Consider the following 17,184-nt stretch of genomic DNA (forward strand, 5'->3'; position numbering starts at 1 on the left):
AAAGTTACTTACGCTTTACGTTTCTTCGCCAGCGGCCACGCCAGCAGCAGCAGAACAATCCACGCAAACCCGACGTACAGCGAGATACGCGTATCCGGGAAGTAGCCAATCAGCGCGATGATAAAGGCAAGGAACAGTACCCCCACCCACGCCGTAGCGCTGCCGCCCGGCAGAGCAAACTGCAGCTTACCGGCCTGCTCTTTGCCGATTTTATGGCGGAACGCGATCTGCGACAGCAGAATCATAATCCACACCCACACGGTGGCAAACGTCGCCAGCGAGGCAATCACCAGGAACACTTTTTCCGGCATCAGATAGTTGAGGTACACCGCCACCAGCATGGCAAGCATCATCACCAGCACCGTGACCCACGGAATGCCGCGATTCGATACCTTCATAAACATCTTCGGCGCATGACCCTGCTGCGCCATACCGTGCAGCATGCGGCCGACGCCAAACACATCGCTGTTAATCGCCGACAGCGAGGCAGTCAGCACCACAAAGTTCAGAATGGAGGCGGCGGCGGCGATGCCAAGGTGCTGGAAAGTCAGCACGAACGGGCTGCCTGCGGTACCGACCTGGTTCCAGGGATAGATCGACATGATCACAAACAGCGTGCCGACATAGAACACCAGAATGCGCAGCGGTACGGAGTTGATGGCGCGCGGGATCGATTTCGCCGGATCTTTAGCTTCGCCGGCGGTGATACCAATGATCTCAATGCCGCCGTAGGCGAACATCACCATCTGCAGCGACAGCAGCATGCCGACGATACCGTGGGCAAAGAAACCGCCGTTGGTCCACAGGTTATGGATGCCGGTCGGCTGACCGCCGTTGCCGATGCCCCAGAAAATCATGCCGAAACCGGCCACGATCATGATGATGATGGTGGCGACTTTGAAGAAGGAGAACCAGAACTCCACTTCGCCAAACACCTTCACGCTCATCAGGTTGATGGCGCCGATGATCAGCACCACCGACAGCACCCAAATCCAGTGCGGCACCTCCGGGAACCACACGCCCATGTAGATACCAAAAGCCGTGACGTCGGCGATCGCCACAATCAGGATTTCAAAGCAGTACGTCCAGCCGGTGATATAGCCCGCCAGCGGTCCGAGGTAATCCTGCGCGTAGCGTGAAAACGAGCTGGCCTGCGGATTGTTAACCGACATCTCGCCCAGCGCGCGCATGATGATATACGCCACGGCGCCGCCGATGATGTAGGCCAGCAGTACGCTGGGGCCTGCCATTTTGATGGCATCTGCCGAGCCGTAAAACAGCCCGGTGCCGATCGCCGATCCCAGCGCCATAAAACGGATGTGGCGCGTGCTCAGTCCGCGTTTGAGCTTATTGGTTTCTTGCATAACAAACAGTACCTGTGGAAATGAAAAAACCACGGGCAAGCCCGTGGTCGGAATTAACAGCGATGTCGCTTACTGGTGAACGGCAACCTGCTCACGCCCTTTCACCCGGTCAACTACCGCAGCAATCACCAGCATCGCCAGCGACGGCGGCAGCCAGGAGAGACCCTGATCGGCCAGCGGCAGATGCTGGCTAAACAGCGGCAGCGCATCTTTAAAGCTGGTGGTTTTGATGGCATCGACGATACCAAACAGCAGGCTGATCAGCATGGTTGGCGCAATGATGCGCGTGCTGCGATTCCACCAGCTCAGGGTAAAGCTCAGTACCACCAGTACGATGCACGGCGGATAGATAGCCGTCAGCACCGGAATCGAAATCTGAATCAGGTGGCTGAGACCGAGGTTCGACACCAGCATGGCGAACAGGCCGAGAATAAACACCAGCGCTTTATACGACAGCGGCAGGTATTGCGCAAAGAATTCTGCGCAGGCGCAGGTCAGGCCCACCGCCGTAACCATACAGGCGACGAAAATCAGTGCGGCGAGGAAGACGCTGCCCATGCCGCCGAAGGTCTGCTGCACGTAAGCATGCAGAATCGAGGCGCCGTTGGCGTTCTGATCGACAATCGCGCCGCTGCCGGAGCCCAGCTTGAACAGGCTGAGGTACACCAGCGTCAGACCGACACCGGCGATCACGCCAGCCAGCATGGTATAGCGCGTCAGCAGTTTGCTGTCTTCCACGCCACGTGAACGCGCCGCATTGACGATGACAATACCGAACACCAGCGCGCCGAGCGTATCCATGGTCAGATAGCCGTTCACGAAACCGCTGGAGAAGGCCGCACGCTGGTAGTCGGCGGTGGCCGGCGAAATGCCGCCAGCCGGCCACAGCAGCGCCGCAACGCCCAGAATGGTCAGCGCGACAATTTTCAGCGGCGCGAGGAAGTGGCCGACGGTGTCCAGCAGCTTGCCCGGATAGAGCGAAATGCCGATCACCAGCGCGAAGTACACCAGGCTATAGATAAACAGCGGCAGCGGGCCGTCGCCGGTCAGTGGCGCAATCCCGACTTCAAATGAAACGGTCGCGGTGCGCGGCGTGGCAAACAGCGGGCCGACGGCGAGATAGCATACGGTGGCGAGCAGCAGACCGGCCGCTTTACCAATCGGTGAGCTGAGCGCATCAATACCGCCGCCAACGCGCGCCAGCGCGATCACGGTGATCACCGGTAAACCAACCGCGGTGATCAGGAAGCCGAAGGCGGCAATCCAGACATGTTCACCAGACTGAATACCGACCATAGGCGGGAAAATGATGTTTCCTGCGCCAACGAACAGGGCAAAGGTCATGAAGCCCAGCGCCAGGATATCCCTGGAGGTTAAACGATGTGTCATAAACTTCTGTACTGCCTGTAGCTGATGTTGCGGTGGAAGTTGGGTTTGTGTTGTCCCCTGGATGCGCGAAAACAATGGCTTAACTGGCTTGACCAGTGCGTTATGCGGGCCGAATCGGTACAGCGCAGGTGATTTAAACTGCTTTTCTTCTGTTCACAGAGGGATGAATCGACAACGGCGCAAATTAAAACGTTTATAGCGAAGAAAGGCAATACAGGATCGGAAAACCAGAAGGATATAACAGGAAAGCGTCAGAACGCAGTGGATAAGCAGGAAATAGTCGGAAAACACCTGAGATGATTTGCTTAAAGTTTCTGCAAAGCGGGCGATCTCCTTGCAGAAACCGCCGCAGGGATGCACAAAAGGCGCGCTTTACGCGCCTGTTTGCACAACTTTACAGCATCACCACACCTGTTGTGCGATGTCGACAACCAGACGAATCTTCTGCCACTGCTGCGCTTCGGTCAGGCTGTTGCCCTCTTCCGTTGACGCAAAGCCACACTGCGGGCTGAGGCAAATCTGGTCGAGGCTGACAAACTGCGCCGCTTCCTGCAGGCGCGCCTTCACCTGTGCAGCGTCTTCCAGCTCGCCGGTTTTGGTGGTGATCAGCCCTAATACCACCTGCTGATGACCGGGTTTGATGAAACGCAGCGGCTCAAAGCCACCGGAGCGCTCATTATCGTACTCGAGGAAAAACGCGTCGATGTTCACGCTGCCAAACAGAATTTCCGCCACCGGCTCGTAGCCGCCTTCCGAGATCCAGGTCGAGCGGAAGTTACCACGGCACACGTGCAGGCCGACGGTGAGATCCGCCGGTTTATCTTCCAGCGCGCGATTCAGCACCTGGGCATAAATGCGCGCCAGCTGTTGCGGATCTTCACCGCGCTCGCGAATTTGCTGCTGCTGATCGCCTGAACACAGGTACGCCCAGACGGTGTCATCCAGCTGCAGATTGCGGCAGCCAGCGTCGTAAAACGCCTTGATCGCCTCTTTGTAAGTCTGCGCCAGATCGGCGAAGTACTGCTCCAGATCCGGATACACCGTGGCATCAATCACTTTACGGCCGCCGCGGAAGTGCAGCACGCTCGGGCTGGGAATGGTCATTTTCGCCACCGCATCGCCAGCCACGCTTTGCAGGAAGCGGAAATGGTCCAGCATCGGATGCTGCGGGTTAAAAGCGACTTTGCCGGTGACCTTCACGCCGTGCGCTTTGGTCTGCACGCCGTTGAACTGAATGCCCTGATCGGCCTCGAACAGCTCAACGCCGTGCAGATGGCCAAAGAAATCAAAGTGCCACCAGGCGCGGCGGAATTCACCGTCGGTCACCACCTGCAGACCGCTGGCGCGCTGCTGCTCCACCACCTGGCGAATCGCATCGTCTTCTACCTGACGCAGCTGGTCGGCGCTGAGGGTGCCACTGGCGAACTGCTCGCGTGCCTGCTTAATGGCAGCGGGACGCAGAAAACTGCCGACGGTATCGGCGCGGAACGGGGCGGTGTTGCGTTGCATATTCACTCCTGCACTGGCGCATAATTGCGTCAGGGTATAATTGCGTAGGGTTATTTTTGGCCATCTGGATGGCTATATGTCCATAAGAGTGACATGCCGCCCTGCCGGCGGCAATAGAAGAAAATTCAGGGGACGTGAAAAAAATTCATGATTGGTCAGCGTGAATTAGTTTTGCGCAATCGCCGCGCGCGCCTGCGCGATCTGGCTATCGGACAGCGGCAGGTAGCCGGCCTCCGTTACGCGGCGCTGACCCTGCGCAGAGAGCACCTGCTGCAGAAAGGCGGCGACCAGCGGCGGCAGCGGTTTGCCGGGTGCCTTGTTAACGTAGATATACAGCGGGCGCGACCACGGATAACGGCCGCTGCGGATCGATTCGGCATCTGGCATAACGCTGTCGCCGCTGGCGGTGACGATCGGCAGGGTTTTCACGCCGCTCAGGTGAAAGCCAAAGCTGGCGTAGCCGATGCTGTTCGGCGTGCTGGCAACCGCCTGCACCACCGCCGCCGAGCCGGGAAACTCCGCGACGTCAGCACGGAAATCGCCGCGACACAGCGCCTGCTGCTTGAAGAAGCCCCAGGTGCCGGAAGCAGAGTTGCGGCCAAAGCGCTGAATACTGCGCGTTGCCCAGTTCGCCGTATGCAGGCCAACATCGCCCCAGCGCTGCGGCACCTGCTGTGCGCCGCATAGCCGCGTCACGGAGAACAGCGCATCCAGCTGCGGCTGACTGATGGACGGCAGCGGATTGTCCTGATTGACCACCACCACCAGCGCATCCATCGCCACCGGCACCGCCAGCGGCGCATAGCCATAGCGCGCGATAAACAGCTGACGCTCATCCACCTGCATCGGCCGGCTCATGGCGCCAAGCTGAGCGGCCCCGGCGGCCAGCGCGGTCGGCGCCGTCGACGATCCCGCCGCCTGCACCTGCACGTTGACACCCGGCGACTGACGGCTGAAATCTTCGCCCCACAGCGTCATCAGATAGCCCAGCGTGTCCGAGCCCACGCTGCTCAGGTTGCCGGTCAGCATGCTTTGCTGAGCCGTCGCCAGCAGCGGGCACAGTAATAAAAGAGAGAGCAGCAGCGATTTCATCACAGAGTCCGGTGGCGTTTACTGCGCCACATTCTCGCGGATTCCGTTCGCCACAATCAAGCGCGGTGGTAGCACGAAGCGGAAGCAGGTTTCCTGATGCGGCACGCTGCTGATCTCCAGCCGCGTGGTGTGGTGGCCGAGCGCGTGCTTAACAATGGCCAGCCCCAGCCCGCTGCCGCCGGTGGCGCGCGAGCGCGCTTTATCCACGCGGTAGAAGCGTTCGGTCAGGCGCGGCAGATGCTCCTCGCTGATGCCGGGCCCGTTGTCGCACACTTTAAATTCGGCGCCCTGTTTGGTGCGCAACCAGCTGATGTCGATGCGCGTGCCATCCGGCGTGTGGTTCACCGCGTTATACACCAGATTGGAAATCGCGCTGCGCAGCTGTTCATCATTGCCGAACACCTTCAGATGCGGGTCGGTGTGGAAATGGATGCTGTGACGGCCCTGGCTGAGGGTTTCCGCCTCGCGCTGCAAAAGCAGCAGCATGGTCGGCACATCCACCGTCTCTTTCAGATCAATGGCGGGGGCCGCTTCGATGCGTGACAGCGTCAGCAGCTGCTTCACCAGGCTGTCCATGCGTCGCGTCTGCTCCTGCATGGTACTGAGCGCCTTGCTGCGGGTGCGCTCGTTCATCCCGGCATCGTCCATCATCTCCAGATAGCCCTGCAGCACCGTCAGCGGGGTACGCAGTTCATGGCTGACGTTGGCGAAGAAGTTACGCCGCGCCCCTTCCAGCTGGTGCATCTGGGTGACGTCACGCGCCACCATCAGCCACTGCCCTTCGCTGTAAGGCATGACGCGGAACTCCATGTGATGCTGATTATTGAGCACCAGCGTCAGCGGCTTGTTGAAGTCGCGCTGGCGGATATAGCGGGAGAATTCAGGGTAGCGCAGCAGGTTGAGGATATTCTGGCCGTTATCTTCCGGCCAGCGCAGCCCGAGATGCTGCTGGGCCAGACCGTTACACCAGAAAATGGTGCCCTCTTCGGTGGTGAGCACCACCGCGTCCGGCAGCGATTCGGCCCCGCTGCGAAAGCGTTTGATCAGATTGCCCAGCTCGCGCCGGCGGCGGCGATTGCGCAACTGCATTTGATACAGGCCGTAAAACAGCGGTTCCCAGCTGCCGCGCCCGGTGGGCGGCGTCATTGAACGATCAATCCACAGCCAGTGCGACAGCCGCATCAGATTTTTGAAGTGCCAGAACAGCACGCCGCACACGGCCAGTAACAGCCACCACGGCAGATAGCCAACCAGCAGACCCAGCACCAGCGCAGGCAGACACACCAGCGCCAGCTCGGTCAGTAATCTCTTCCAGGAGAGTCGTTCCAGCACGGTAAAAGACTCCGTTTAGTAGCGGGCAGAGAAACGATACCCTGTTCCGCGAACGGTTTGTACCATGCGATCGTGGCCGGAAACTTCCAGTGCTTTACGTAAACGACGGATATGCACATCCACGGTGCGGTCTTCCACATACACGTTAGTGCCCCACACGTGATTCAGCAGCTGTTCGCGGCTGTATACGCGCTCCGGATGCGTCATAAAGAAGTGCAGCAGTTTGTATTCGGTCGGTCCCATTTCCAGCGGCGTGGTTTCGGACATCACGCGATGCGAGGAGGGATCAAGGCTCAGCCCCTGCATCTCAATCACCTCTTCCACCGCCATCGGTGAGATGCGGCGCATCACGGCTTTAATGCGCGCCATCAGCTCTTTGGGCGAGAACGGCTTGGTGATGTAATCATCGGCGCCCACTTCCAGCCCGCGCACGCGATCTTCCTCTTCACCGCGCGCCGTCAGCATCATCACCGGAATATCACGCGTCATGGCTTCACGCTTTAAATGTTTGATGAACTGAATGCCGCTGCCGCCGGGTAACATCCAGTCCAGCAGAATCAGATCGGGCCAGGGTTCGATCAGCTTGCCAATCGCGCTGTCATAGTCCTCAGCCTCAATCGGCTGATAATCGTTTTGTTCCAGCACGAAACATAACATTTCACGGATGGGAGCTTCGTCTTCCACAACCAAAATGCGCTTAGCCATTATTACTCCTGCGATTGTGACGGCATGTCACGGGGGTTTGCGGCGCCATTATGCGTCAGTTTTGTGACACTTTTATGAAAAACCCACCTCATGATAATCAGATAAAAAGCGCAATTGTGACAACCGGTTTCGCTTTTTTTTCATTGCGTTGTTAAGCGGTTATACTGCCGCTTTGCGATAGCAGGCACGGAGCATTCATGCGCATTATTCACACCGCTGACTGGCATCTCGGTCAGTTCTTTTACAGCAAAAGCCGCGCCGCCGAGCACCAGCAATTCCTCGACTGGCTGCTGGCCGCGATTGTGCAGCATCAGGTGGATGCACTGATCGTCGCTGGCGACCTGTTTGACACCGGTTCGCCGCCCAGCTACGCGCGCGAACTGTTTAACCGTTTCGTGGTGGCGCTGCAGCCCAGCGGCTGCCAGCTGATTGTGCTGGCCGGCAACCATGATTCGGTCGCCACGCTGAATGAATCGCGCGAGCTGCTGGCCTGCCTCAATACCCGCGTCATTACCAGCGCCACGCCCGGCGGCGAGCAGCAGGTGCTGACGCTGCAACAGCGCGACGGCACGCCGGGCGCGCTGCTGTGCGCCATTCCCTATCTGCGTTCGCGCGACATCCTGCGCAGCCAGGCGGGTCAGTCCGGTCGCGATAAGCAGCTGTCGCTGCTACAGGCGATTGAGCAGCACTATCAGCACTGTTATGCCGCCGCTGTGGCGCAGCGCGAAGCCATGGGCAGCGCGCTGCCGATCATCGCCACCGGGCATCTCACCACCGTGGGCGTGAGCAAGAGCGATTCGGTGCGTGATATCTACATCGGCACGCTGGACGCCTTTCCGGCACAGGCCTTCCCGCCAGCCGACTACATTGCGCTGGGCCACATCCATCGCGCGCAGCGCATCGCCGACAGCGATCACATCCGCTACAGCGGTTCGCCGATTGCGCTCAGTTTTGATGAGCTGGGGCGTGAGAAAAGCGTATTCCTGCTGGAATTTAGCACCCGGCTGGAGTCCGTCACACCGCTGGTTATTCCGTCATTCCAGCCGATGCAGATGTTAAAAGGCGCCATGGCGGAGATTGAACAGCAGCTGACCGCGTTTCACACCTATGAAGGCGATCTACCGGTTTGGCTGGATATCGAAATCACTACTCAGGAGTACCTGAGCGACCTGCAGCGCCGCATCGAACAGCTTACCGAGGCGCTGCCGGTTGAGGTGCTGCTGGTGCGCCGCAGCCGCGATCAGCGTCAGCGCAGCCTGGCGCGGCTGGAGAACGAAACCCTGAGCGAACTGAAAGTTGAAGAGGTGTTTGCCCGCCGGCTGGCGCTGGAGGAACAGCTGGAGGATGAACAGCGCGCGCAGTTAACGCAGCTGTTTCGCAGCACGCTGGCCACGCTGGAGGATCCGGGCGCATGAAAATTCTGACGCTGCGTTTTAAAAACCTCAACGCGCTGCGCGGCGAGTGGTTTATCGATTTCCGCCGCGAGCCATTTGCCAGCAACGGGCTGTTCGCCATCACCGGCGCCACCGGCGCGGGTAAAACCACGCTGCTGGATGCCATCTGTCTGGCGCTCTATCACCAGACGCCGCGCCTTGGTGGCCTGTCGCAGAGCGAAAATCAGCTGATGACGCGTGACACCGCTGAGTGCCTCGCCGAAGTGGAGTTTGAGATCAAAGGTGAAGCCTGGCGCGCCTTCTGGAGCCAGAACCGCGCGCGCGGCCTGGCGGAAGGTAAACTGCAGGCGCCGCGTGTCGAACTGGCGCGCGTGGCGGACAACCAGATCGTCGCCGATAAAGTCGGTGACAAGCTCAAAGCCATCGAAACCTTGTCCGGTCTTGATTTTGCCCGCTTCACCCGTTCGATGATGCTGTCGCAGGGGCAGTTTGCTGCCTTCCTCAATGCCAAACCCGGCGAGCGCGCCGAGCTGCTGGAGGAGCTGACCGGCACCGAAATCTACGGCCACATCTCGATGCAGATCTACGAGCGCTGGCGCACGGCGCGCGCGGCACTCGACACGCTGCGCGCCCGCGCCGAAGCGGTGCAGTTGCTCGACGACGCCCGCCGCGCCGAACTGGCGCAGCAGCTGGACCAGCTCACCCGCACCGAACAGGATCTGAGCGAGCAGCTGGCGCAGGCCCAGCAGCAGCAGCAGTGGCTGACGCAGCAGCAGCAGCTCAACGCGGAGCAACAGCAGGCGCAGCAGGCGTTGCAGGCTGCCGCCACGGCCTGGCAGCAGGCGGAAGGCGATCGCCAGCGGCTGGCGCGTGCTGAACCGGCGGAGAAGCTGCGCGACAAACTGCAGCAGCGCGAACAGCTGCAGCGCGACCAGCAGACACTGAACCAGCAGGCGCAGCAGTTACAGCAGCAACAGCAACAGGCGCAAGCGGCGCTGCAGCAGGGTGAAAGCCACTATCAGGCCGCACAGCAGGCACGTGAACGCGCGCTGGCCGAACAGCAACAGCTGGAGACGCTGCTGAGCGAACAGGTGATCCCGCTCGATCAGCAGATCGCCAGCCGTGCACAGCAGCTTGAGCAGCAGCAGGCGCTGCTGAGCGAACAGCAAAAAACGCTGTTACTCAGCCAGCAGGCGCTGGATCAGCATCAGCAGGCAAGTGAACGCTTACAACAGCAGCTGGCGCAGCAGCAGGCGTTTCGCCTGAGTGAAGCCGCTGTCGCCCGCTGGGGCGGCGAACTGGCGCGCTGGCAGGCCGAACTCGCCCGGCTTGAAGAGCGTGAGCAAACGCTGACGCAGCTCAGCGCGCAGCAGCAACAACTGCAAAGCCAGCTGGAACAGCAGCAGCAGGCGCTGCAGGCGCGCGAACAGGCGGCACAGCCGCTGCAACAGGCAGAAGCCGCGGCACAGCAGCAGCGCCAGCAGGCGGAGCAGGTGCTTACTTCGCTGGAAGCGGAGATCGCCAGCCCGGCGCTGCGGACGGCGCTGGCGCAGCATCAGCAGCAGCGCGGCGCACGTCAGCAGCTCAGCCTGCTGGCGGCACAGTGGCAAACGCTCCAGCCGCAGCGCCAGCAGCGTCAGCTTAAACTGCAGCAGTTACAGCAGCATGCTGAGCAGGAAGCGCTGGCGTTGCAGCAGCTGCGCGAGGAGTACAAGCGCGAGCATCAGACGCTGCTGGATGTGCGTCGCCTGTGCGAGCTGGAGCGCACCATTATTCAGCTGGCCGACGAGCGGGCCCGGCTGCAGCCGGAACAGCCCTGCCCGCTGTGCGGCTCCTGCCAGCATCCGGCCATCGACCGCTACCAGCAGTTGCAGCCAGATGAAAATCAGCAGCGGCAGGCGGCGCTGGAAACGCACGTGGCGCAGCTCAGGGAAGCCGGCACCGCGCGGGGCGAGCAGCTTAAACTGTCGCGGCAGCAACAGCAGGCGCTGCAACAGGAAATCGCCGATCTCGACCAGCAGATCGCCGCCACCCGCGAGCGCTGGCAGGCGCTGTGCGGTGAGCTGGCGCTTACCTTCAGCGCTGAACAGCACGCAGAATTCAGCGCCTGGCAGCAGCAGCAGGACGCGCTCGAAGCCCGCCAGCAGCAGCAGTTGCAGGCGCGTGAACAGGCGACCGTCACGTTGCAGCAGGCCAAAGACGCGCATCTGCAACAGCAGCAGCGCTGGCAGCAACATCAGCAGCAGCAACAGCTGGCACAGCAGCAGCTGGCCAGCGCCCGGCAGCAGCGGGATGAGATCGATCAGCGCGTCAGCGGTGAACGGCAGGCATGGCAGCAGCAACAGCAGCAGCTGGAACAGCAGCTGGCTGCCCATCAACTTAGCCTGCCTGCAGCGCCCGAGCGCGCCGGCTGGCTGCAAACGCTGCAGCAGCGCTGGCAGCAGTGGCAGGAAAGTGAGCGGTTACTTGCTGAGCTACAGCCGCAGCTGGCGAAAAGCGAAACGGAAGGAAGCAGCCTGCAGCACGCTCTGGCGCGTGAACAGCAGCAGGTCGCCAGCCTGCAGCAAGCCCTTAACCACCTGCAACAGCAGCAGCAGGCCCAGCAGCAGCAGCGCCAGCAGCTGTTTGGCGACCGGCGCGTGGCGGACGCGCGTCAGCAGCAGCACGCCACGCTGCAACAGCATGACCAGGCGCTGGCGCAACAGCTGCAGCGCTGGCAGCAGGCGCAAAGCGAACTGCACGGCCTGAAAGGTCAGTATGAACAGATTGTCAGCCAGCAGCAGACGCTGGCGCAGCGCGCAGCGGACGCCGAAAGCGCCTTCCGGCAGGCATTGCTGCTCAGTGATTTCGCTGACGAAAGCGCCCTGCGCGCCGCGCTGCTGGCGGAAGATGAGGTGCAGACGCTGCGCCAGCGGCTGCAAACGCTGGAGCAGCAGCATCAGCAGCACACCGCGCTGCATGCCAGACTGGCGCAGCGGCTGAGCGATCATCAGCAGCAGCGCCCGGCCGCGCTCAGCGATGCCGATGCTGGCTCCATCGCCATCCGGCTGGAGCAGCTGCGCGTGGCGCTGCGTGACAACGCACGCCAGCAGGGGGAAGCGCAGCAGCAGCTGCACAGCGATACCCGGCAGCGTCAGCAGCAGCAAACGCTGCTGGCGCAGATCGCCGCTGACGAAGCGGAACTGGCACAGCTAAGCCGCCTCAACGATCTGATCGGGTCGGCCAAAGGCGACAAGTTCCGCCGCTTTGCTCAGGGCTTAACCCTCGATCATCTGGTGTGGCTGGCAAACCGCCAGCTCGATCGCCTGCACGGCCGCTATTTATTGCAGCGCCGCGTCAGCGATGAGCTGGAGCTGGAAGTGGTGGATACCTGGCAGGCCGACGCCACGCGCGACACGCGTACGCTGTCCGGCGGCGAGAGCTTCCTCGTCAGCCTCGCGCTGGCGCTGGCGCTGTCCGATTTGGTCAGCCATAAAACGCGCATTGAATCACTGTTTCTCGACGAAGGCTTCGGCACGCTGGATGCCGAAACGCTGGACACCGCGCTGGATGCGCTCGATGCGCTCAACGCCAGCGGGAAAACCATCGGCGTGATCAGTCATGTGGAAGCGATGAAAGAGCGTATCCCGGTGCAGATCCGGGTGCGTAAAATGAACGGGCTCGGCTACAGTAAACTGGAGCTGCCGGGCGAGTGATGCGTGAAGTGGCGCGGCGATCAGCTGATCGCCGCGCCAGCGAGATTAACGCGTAACCGGCGCTTTGTAGCGCGGACCGGCCAGCAGACCACCCTGCTCGTTCTGCGCTAACAGACGCGCGCTGGTGACACCGGCAATGGTGTGCGCTTTGTCACCCGCGTTGCTGGCGATCTGTTTGATCGCCGCCGACACCAGCATGCCAATGATGCCGCCGTTGCTGTTGTTGCTGTTCTCAGAATCATTGGCGGTGGCCATGCCCTGCCACAGCTCTTTACCGCTGCGCAGATCAACCAGACGGGCAGTGGCCGAGACCGTGGTCACCGAATCAACCACCAGATAGCTGCTGCCATAATCGGTAATCGAAATGTACAGTGCGCTGTCTGCGTTGAAGATGTCATGCAAGCGCTTCGTGCTCACCGCCTGAATTTCATGCCCGTTGCTCAGGCCGTTTTGCTGGAAGGTCTCTTCCACCACCGCCACCGGGAACACGTAGTAACCCGCTTCCGCCAGCGGCTGGGTCACCAGCGAGGTGAAGCTGTGCGAGGCGTTGATATCCGGCGCACGGTTATCGGCAGGCAGCACCAGAATTGATGCCGGCTTACTGGCACGGAAGGCGCTGTAGTCATACGGTTTCTTATTCTGGGCACAGCCGGTCAGCAGCAGCGCCGCGAATACGCCGCACACGGCAATCAGTTTTTTCATTGGTTCACTCCTTTTTTCTTCATCAGAAAGTCCATGTACGGGGCCGATTCCGGAAACAGCTGCTTCTCAAGGGCGAACTGGCTGAAAGCTTTATCCGTATTGCCGTTTTTGGCGTACAGCAGGCCCAGCTGGGCGTGCAGACCCGGTGCTACCGGCTTGTTCACCGCTTTGGCCTTTTCGATATCCAGATTCAGCGCATCAATCTGCTTCTGCGGATCGCTGTCTTTCTGGTAGTAGCTGTAGACCTGCTGCTGGTAATCACCCCAGTAGTAGATCGGCTCCGGTCCTTTTGGCGCACAGCCGGCCAGCACGCCTGCCGCGATCAGCGCGGCGCTCAGTTGCAGTAATTTCATCGTCAATATCCTTATTTCACCGGGCGCCATGCGCCGTTGTTAATGCCATCTACCAGGTGGTCGACCGCTTCACGGATCGCCAGATCCATCACTTTGCCGTTCAGGGTAGAGTCATAGCTGGCGGTACCGCCAAAGCCGATCACCTCACGCGCTGACAGCTGGTATTCACCCGCGCCCTGCACGCTGTACACCACTTCTGAAGTGGTCACATCCACCACATTCAGGTTCACTTTGGCGTAAGCGATCTGGCTTTTACCGCGGCCGAGGATGCCCCACAGCTGCTGGTCGCCCACTTCTTTGCGGCCGAACTCGGTGATGTCACCGGTGATGATGTAGTTAGCGCCCTTGATGTTCTGCTGGCTGTGTTTGAAGTCGGCTTCCTGCTGCAGCTCTTTCAGGTTGCTGCGATCCAGCACGTTGAAGCGATTGGTCTGCTGCAGATGCGTGATCAGAATGGTTTTGGATTGGTTGCCCAGACGATCAACGCCGTCGGAGAAAATTCCATTCATGTATGACGAACGGTTATCAAACTGTCCCACCGCGATTGGGCTGCGCACGCCCTGATAAGCCGGCTGGCTTGCGGCGCGAACCTGAGGCGCGTCGATAGCGCGTGACGACTCGGTGGCACAGCCACTGAGCAGCGCGGCGCTTAACAAGGAGAGTGCCGCAAAGGCATATTTCTTCTGCATTTCTGGTCCATGAATAAAGGAAGGGATAACACCGCCACCAGGCGGCAAATTCTGGTTATGCCGACAGTCAGAGTAATGCCATAGCATTCCCTGCTGCGGTCTGTAGACTGTCGGCAGCAGCGCCAGGAATCTTTAGCGAAAATGCAGGCTTATTAATGAATTTAATTAATCGATTAGCGAGACTATCAGGTGGGTTAGTAATGATGGTGGGGCTCAGCGCCTGCCAGCAGGTGGCCGCGCCAGTCCCCAGCCTGGCCAATCAGTGCCAGCCGCAGGGCGATGCTGACAGCGCCGCCTGCCACTGGAGTGAAGCACTGCAGCAGCAGCTCAATAAGCAGTTTCACGATGCGGCGCGCTATGCCGGACAGCAGTGCTGGGTGCGCCTGGAGTGGCAGAACCGTGGGCGCTACGCGGTGACGCAAACCCAGGGCGACGAAGCGCTGTGTTTGCGTGCGTGGCAGCTTATTGGTCAGTCGCGCGGCTTACCGCCTCCGCCGCAGCGCGACCAGCCAGCGTGGTTTGGCTTTGCGCCGCACCGGCCTGACTTACCAGCTCATCCTGGCGCCACTGGCGCGGGCTGATGCCGAACCAGCGGCGGAAGGCGCGGGAAAATGCGCTGACCTCGGAATAGCCAAGCAGCAGCGCCATCTCCGAGATGGGCAGCTGTCTTTGCTGCAGATAGTGCGTGGCCATTTCGCAGCGCACCTTATCCACCAGCGCGCTAAAGCTGATGCCCTCTTCGCGCAGGCGTCGCTGCAGCGACCAGCTCGACAACCCCATTTTGCCGGCGATCTCCTCCAGTACCGGTTCGCCCTGAATGAGCGTCAGGCTGACCTGCGAACGCGCCTGTTCAACCACGCTCTGCACGCTGGCGCTGCTGTTGAGGCGGCGAATGGCATCCTGCATCACCATCAGCAGCATCGCATCCTGCTCCGGCATGGCGCGCTGCAGGTCGCGTTTCGCGATCAACAGTGAGTTAAACGGCTGATCGAACCAGACCGGCGCATCAAACACTTTGCAGTGCTCGTGCCACTGCTCCGGACGCGGATGTTCAAAGTGCACCTCGCGCGGCGCCCAGTTTTTGCCCGCCACGTGGCGAATCAGGTTGAGGAACATGCCGAGCGTCAGCTCCGCATCCTGACGGCGTGCCAGGATCGCCCCGTGGCGCACCTGATAATCGAGCCGCCAGCAGTCGCCCTTGTCCACCAGCCGCGTCAGCGTATCGTGCTGGTGCCAGGGAAACGCGTTCACCACATTGTGCAGCGCCTGCTCCAGCGTCGGCGAGCACAGTCCGATGTAGCCAATTAACCCTAATGACTGCGGTTTGAACTGCCTGCCGTAATGCAAACCGAAGTTATCAAAGCCGGAGTGGCGCGCCGCTTCTTCCATCACGCGGCAATAGTTCACCAGCCCGAGGCTCAGTGTCGGGCTGGCCAGCAGTTCGGAATCGATACCGCTTATGCCAAAGATGCGATCGACATCGCCACCTTTATCCGTAATGAAGGCGCTCAGACCGGTCGCCGCCGCGGCCAGAACGCCACGGTTGCTGGCGGGTGTGGCAAACGCGCTGAAGGCATCAGCAGCAGAGATGAGTGATTGCATGGGAACCTCTCAGGGATCGCGCGGATAACAGAATGAAGGGATCCAGCAATTTTCATACCAGCGTCACCCGGCGGCGCGCGGTGCAAGGCAATGCACCGCCTGGCCGCCGCTGGCGCGCTCCCGGCGGCGATCCGCGTCCCTGTCAGCGCGCCTGTGAAGGCTGGCGCGCTTGATGCGCAGGCACCAGATTACGCCATCAGCGCACGCCGCTGCCCTCTGCTGGTGCAGGTCACGCGCCTACCGGCAGCTGGCTGCTCTCAAGATAGCGACGGCACAGCCGCACCGAATGGCTGGCCCAGTGCGGCCCGAGGCTGAGCGCCATCTCGGTATCGGCGTGCGTGCCCATCCACGCCGTCATCTGGATACGACGCTGGATCAGCAGCGTCGGCACCAGCGCCATCTCAGCATCGCTGATGTGCGCCACGCGTTCATAGCCGAGGATCCAGTTATCCACCCACTCCGCCGCACGCGGATGGTGCTCGACGAAGCTGATCGCGGCCGCCAGATCGTGCAGATACCAGCCCATGCCGCAGTCGTCGAAGTCGATCACCCGGGTTTCACCTTTGTGCAGCAGCAGGTTGGTCAGACGCAGATCGGCGTGGATCAGGCCGTAGCGATCGCGCTCTTTACCAAATTCCGCCAGCGCCTGCCCGGCACGCTCCACCGCCGCTGCGATAATGCCGTGATCGGCCGGATCGAGATGCGGCGCATCCTGCCAGCGCCCCCAGTGGCTGTGCTCGCTGACCATGGTGTGATGATCCCAGATAATGCGCTGAAAACCTTCGGGTTTCTGCCAGCTGCGGCTGTGCTGATGCAGGCGCGCGGTGATGGTCCCGAGCTGCTGAAAGGCTTTGGGATCGACGTCGGTGGTCGGCATCTCGCCGTCAATCCAGTGGAACAGCACCGCATGACGCGTGCTGCCGTCCGCCAGCATCAGCGTCAGCACGCTTTCACCGTCGCGCGCCGGGATGGCCTGCGGCACCATGATGCCGGTCTCGCGCAGCGCATCGAGCCACATTAGTTCACTGAGAATATCCGCTTTGCTGTGGTAATCCGGCCGGTGCAGGCGCAGCGCGTAGCGTTTGCCGCCGGCACGCAGCAAAAAGGTGGCGTTCTCCGAACGGCACAACAATTGCAGCTCACCGTGCAGCGCGGCGGGATAGCAGGCCAGCGCACGTTGCGCCAGCAGGGTGATCTCGGCATCGGTCAGGGATTCGGCTTGTTTGGCGCTCATTCATCACTCTCCAGCATCAGTCTCTATAAACCAGTGTTATCAGCATGGGATGAGGTCGTCCTGACTGCCTGACCGCAGAACAGCAAAAGTTGACCGCAGCGTACAGCCAGCGCTTTTTCTGGCA

The 17,184-nt window shown here is 60.8% G+C and carries 14 protein-coding genes; 3 read left to right on the top strand and 11 right to left on the bottom strand.

From position 1 onward, the window contains the following. Positions 1 to 8: 8 nt before the first annotated feature. The 6 genes from proY to phoB all read right to left on the bottom strand — a co-directional run bounded on the left by proY (position 9) and on the right by phoB (position 7,391). On the bottom strand, positions 9 to 1,364 hold the full coding sequence (gene proY / locus F3I21_RS06195) for a proline-specific permease ProY (protein WP_058775216.1): 1,356 nt from the start codon (positions 1,362 to 1,364) through the stop codon (positions 9 to 11). A gap of 69 nt (positions 1,365 to 1,433) precedes the next feature. Next, a complete protein-coding gene (gene brnQ / locus F3I21_RS06200) occupies positions 1,434 to 2,753 on the bottom strand; it encodes a branched-chain amino acid transport system II carrier protein (RefSeq protein ID WP_150058496.1) in 1,320 nt (439 codons plus the stop codon). A gap of 402 nt (positions 2,754 to 3,155) precedes the next feature. Further along, positions 3,156 to 4,262, bottom strand: a complete 1,107-nt coding sequence (locus tag F3I21_RS06205; RefSeq protein WP_150058497.1) for a cobalamin-independent methionine synthase II family protein — start codon at positions 4,260 to 4,262, stop codon at positions 3,156 to 3,158. Between the two features lie 165 nt (positions 4,263 to 4,427). Next, positions 4,428 to 5,354, bottom strand: a complete 927-nt coding sequence (locus F3I21_RS06210; RefSeq protein WP_058781206.1) for a PstS family phosphate ABC transporter substrate-binding protein — start codon at positions 5,352 to 5,354, stop codon at positions 4,428 to 4,430. Between the two features lie 18 nt (positions 5,355 to 5,372). Then, entirely contained in the window at positions 5,373 to 6,686 is a 1,314-nt protein-coding gene (phoR, locus tag F3I21_RS06215) for a phosphate regulon sensor histidine kinase PhoR (RefSeq protein ID WP_021507144.1), read from the bottom strand. Positions 6,687 to 6,701: 15 nt separating this feature from the next. Then, positions 6,702 to 7,391 carry a phosphate response regulator transcription factor PhoB gene (gene phoB, locus F3I21_RS06220; protein ID WP_021507143.1) on the bottom strand — a complete coding sequence of 230 codons (690 nt, stop codon included), beginning with the start codon at positions 7,389 to 7,391 and terminating at the stop codon, positions 6,702 to 6,704. A gap of 197 nt (positions 7,392 to 7,588) precedes the next feature. Here phoB and sbcD point away from each other — a divergent pair, with 197 nt between their 5' ends. After that, positions 7,589 to 8,806 carry an exonuclease subunit SbcD gene (gene sbcD / locus F3I21_RS06225; protein ID WP_150058498.1) on the top strand — a complete coding sequence of 406 codons (1,218 nt, stop codon included), beginning with the start codon at positions 7,589 to 7,591 and terminating at the stop codon, positions 8,804 to 8,806. Next, complete coding sequence (locus F3I21_RS06230) at positions 8,803 to 12,480, top strand: AAA family ATPase (protein ID WP_150058499.1); 3,678 nt, start codon at positions 8,803 to 8,805, stop codon at positions 12,478 to 12,480. Before sbcD ends, F3I21_RS06230 begins: the two co-directional genes overlap by 4 nt. A 45-nt stretch (positions 12,481 to 12,525) precedes the next feature. Here F3I21_RS06230 and F3I21_RS06235 read toward each other — a convergent pair whose 3' ends face one another. From F3I21_RS06235 to F3I21_RS06245, 3 genes are read right to left on the bottom strand one after another with little or no spacing between them, the layout of a single operon-like run. Next, entirely contained in the window at positions 12,526 to 13,182 is a 657-nt protein-coding gene (locus F3I21_RS06235) for a DUF799 domain-containing protein (RefSeq protein WP_021507140.1), read from the bottom strand. Continuing rightward, positions 13,179 to 13,535 carry a DUF4810 domain-containing protein gene (locus tag F3I21_RS06240; protein WP_021507139.1) on the bottom strand — a complete coding sequence of 119 codons (357 nt, stop codon included), beginning with the start codon at positions 13,533 to 13,535 and terminating at the stop codon, positions 13,179 to 13,181. Before F3I21_RS06240 ends, F3I21_RS06235 begins: the two co-directional genes overlap by 4 nt. 11 nt (positions 13,536 to 13,546) lie before the next feature. Then, entirely contained in the window at positions 13,547 to 14,224 is a 678-nt protein-coding gene (locus F3I21_RS06245) for a CsgG/HfaB family protein (protein ID WP_021507138.1), read from the bottom strand. A 200-nt stretch (positions 14,225 to 14,424) separates the two neighbouring features. Here F3I21_RS06245 and F3I21_RS06250 point away from each other — a divergent pair, with 200 nt between their 5' ends. Continuing rightward, complete coding sequence (locus F3I21_RS06250; RefSeq protein ID WP_223815632.1) at positions 14,425 to 14,805, top strand: cell envelope integrity TolA C-terminal domain-containing protein; 381 nt, start codon at positions 14,425 to 14,427, stop codon at positions 14,803 to 14,805. Here the strand turns inward: F3I21_RS06250 and F3I21_RS06255 are convergent. Together F3I21_RS06255 and F3I21_RS06260 are read right to left on the bottom strand one after the other, a co-directional pair. Further along, positions 14,687 to 15,826, bottom strand: coding sequence for an AraC family transcriptional regulator (locus F3I21_RS06255; RefSeq protein ID WP_059010580.1), 1,140 nt, complete (start codon positions 15,824 to 15,826; stop codon positions 14,687 to 14,689). The two genes, F3I21_RS06250 and F3I21_RS06255, sit on opposite strands and share 119 nt — an antisense overlap. A gap of 229 nt (positions 15,827 to 16,055) precedes the next feature. After that, positions 16,056 to 17,060: a phosphotransferase enzyme family protein gene (locus F3I21_RS06260; protein WP_150058501.1), complete on the bottom strand. Its 1,005-nt coding sequence runs from the start codon at positions 17,058 to 17,060 to the stop codon at positions 16,056 to 16,058. Positions 17,061 to 17,184 lie beyond the last annotated feature (124 nt).

The organism is Pantoea sp. B_9, assembly GCF_008632015.1.
Taxonomy (GTDB): Bacteria; Pseudomonadota; Gammaproteobacteria; order Enterobacterales; family Enterobacteriaceae; genus Pantoea; species Pantoea dispersa.

Excerpts from the sequence above, each read along its gene's own strand:
- F3I21_RS06260 (WP_150058501.1), bottom strand. The coding sequence starts at position 17,060 with ATGAGCGCCAAACAAGCCGAATCCCTGACCGATGCCGAGATCACCCTG.
- phoB (WP_021507143.1), bottom strand. The coding sequence starts at position 7,391 with ATGGCTAAGCGCATTTTGGTTGTGGAAGACGAAGCTCCCATCCGTGAA.
- F3I21_RS06210 (WP_058781206.1), bottom strand. The coding sequence starts at position 5,354 with ATGAAATCGCTGCTGCTCTCTCTTTTATTACTGTGCCCGCTGCTGGCG.
- F3I21_RS06250 (WP_223815632.1), top strand. The coding sequence starts at position 14,425 with ATGATGGTGGGGCTCAGCGCCTGCCAGCAGGTGGCCGCGCCAGTCCCC.
- F3I21_RS06205 (WP_150058497.1), bottom strand. The coding sequence starts at position 4,262 with ATGCAACGCAACACCGCCCCGTTCCGCGCCGATACCGTCGGCAGTTTT.
- F3I21_RS06235 (WP_021507140.1), bottom strand. The coding sequence starts at position 13,182 with ATGAAAAAACTGATTGCCGTGTGCGGCGTATTCGCGGCGCTGCTGCTG.
- F3I21_RS06240 (WP_021507139.1), bottom strand. The coding sequence starts at position 13,535 with ATGAAATTACTGCAACTGAGCGCCGCGCTGATCGCGGCAGGCGTGCTG.
- F3I21_RS06255 (WP_059010580.1), bottom strand. The coding sequence starts at position 15,826 with ATGCAATCACTCATCTCTGCTGCTGATGCCTTCAGCGCGTTTGCCACA.
- F3I21_RS06245 (WP_021507138.1), bottom strand. The coding sequence starts at position 14,224 with ATGCAGAAGAAATATGCCTTTGCGGCACTCTCCTTGTTAAGCGCCGCG.
- proY (WP_058775216.1), bottom strand. The coding sequence starts at position 1,364 with ATGCAAGAAACCAATAAGCTCAAACGCGGACTGAGCACGCGCCACATC.
- brnQ (WP_150058496.1), bottom strand. The coding sequence starts at position 2,753 with ATGACACATCGTTTAACCTCCAGGGATATCCTGGCGCTGGGCTTCATG.
- sbcD (WP_150058498.1), top strand. The coding sequence starts at position 7,589 with ATGCGCATTATTCACACCGCTGACTGGCATCTCGGTCAGTTCTTTTAC.
- F3I21_RS06230 (WP_150058499.1), top strand. The coding sequence starts at position 8,803 with ATGAAAATTCTGACGCTGCGTTTTAAAAACCTCAACGCGCTGCGCGGC.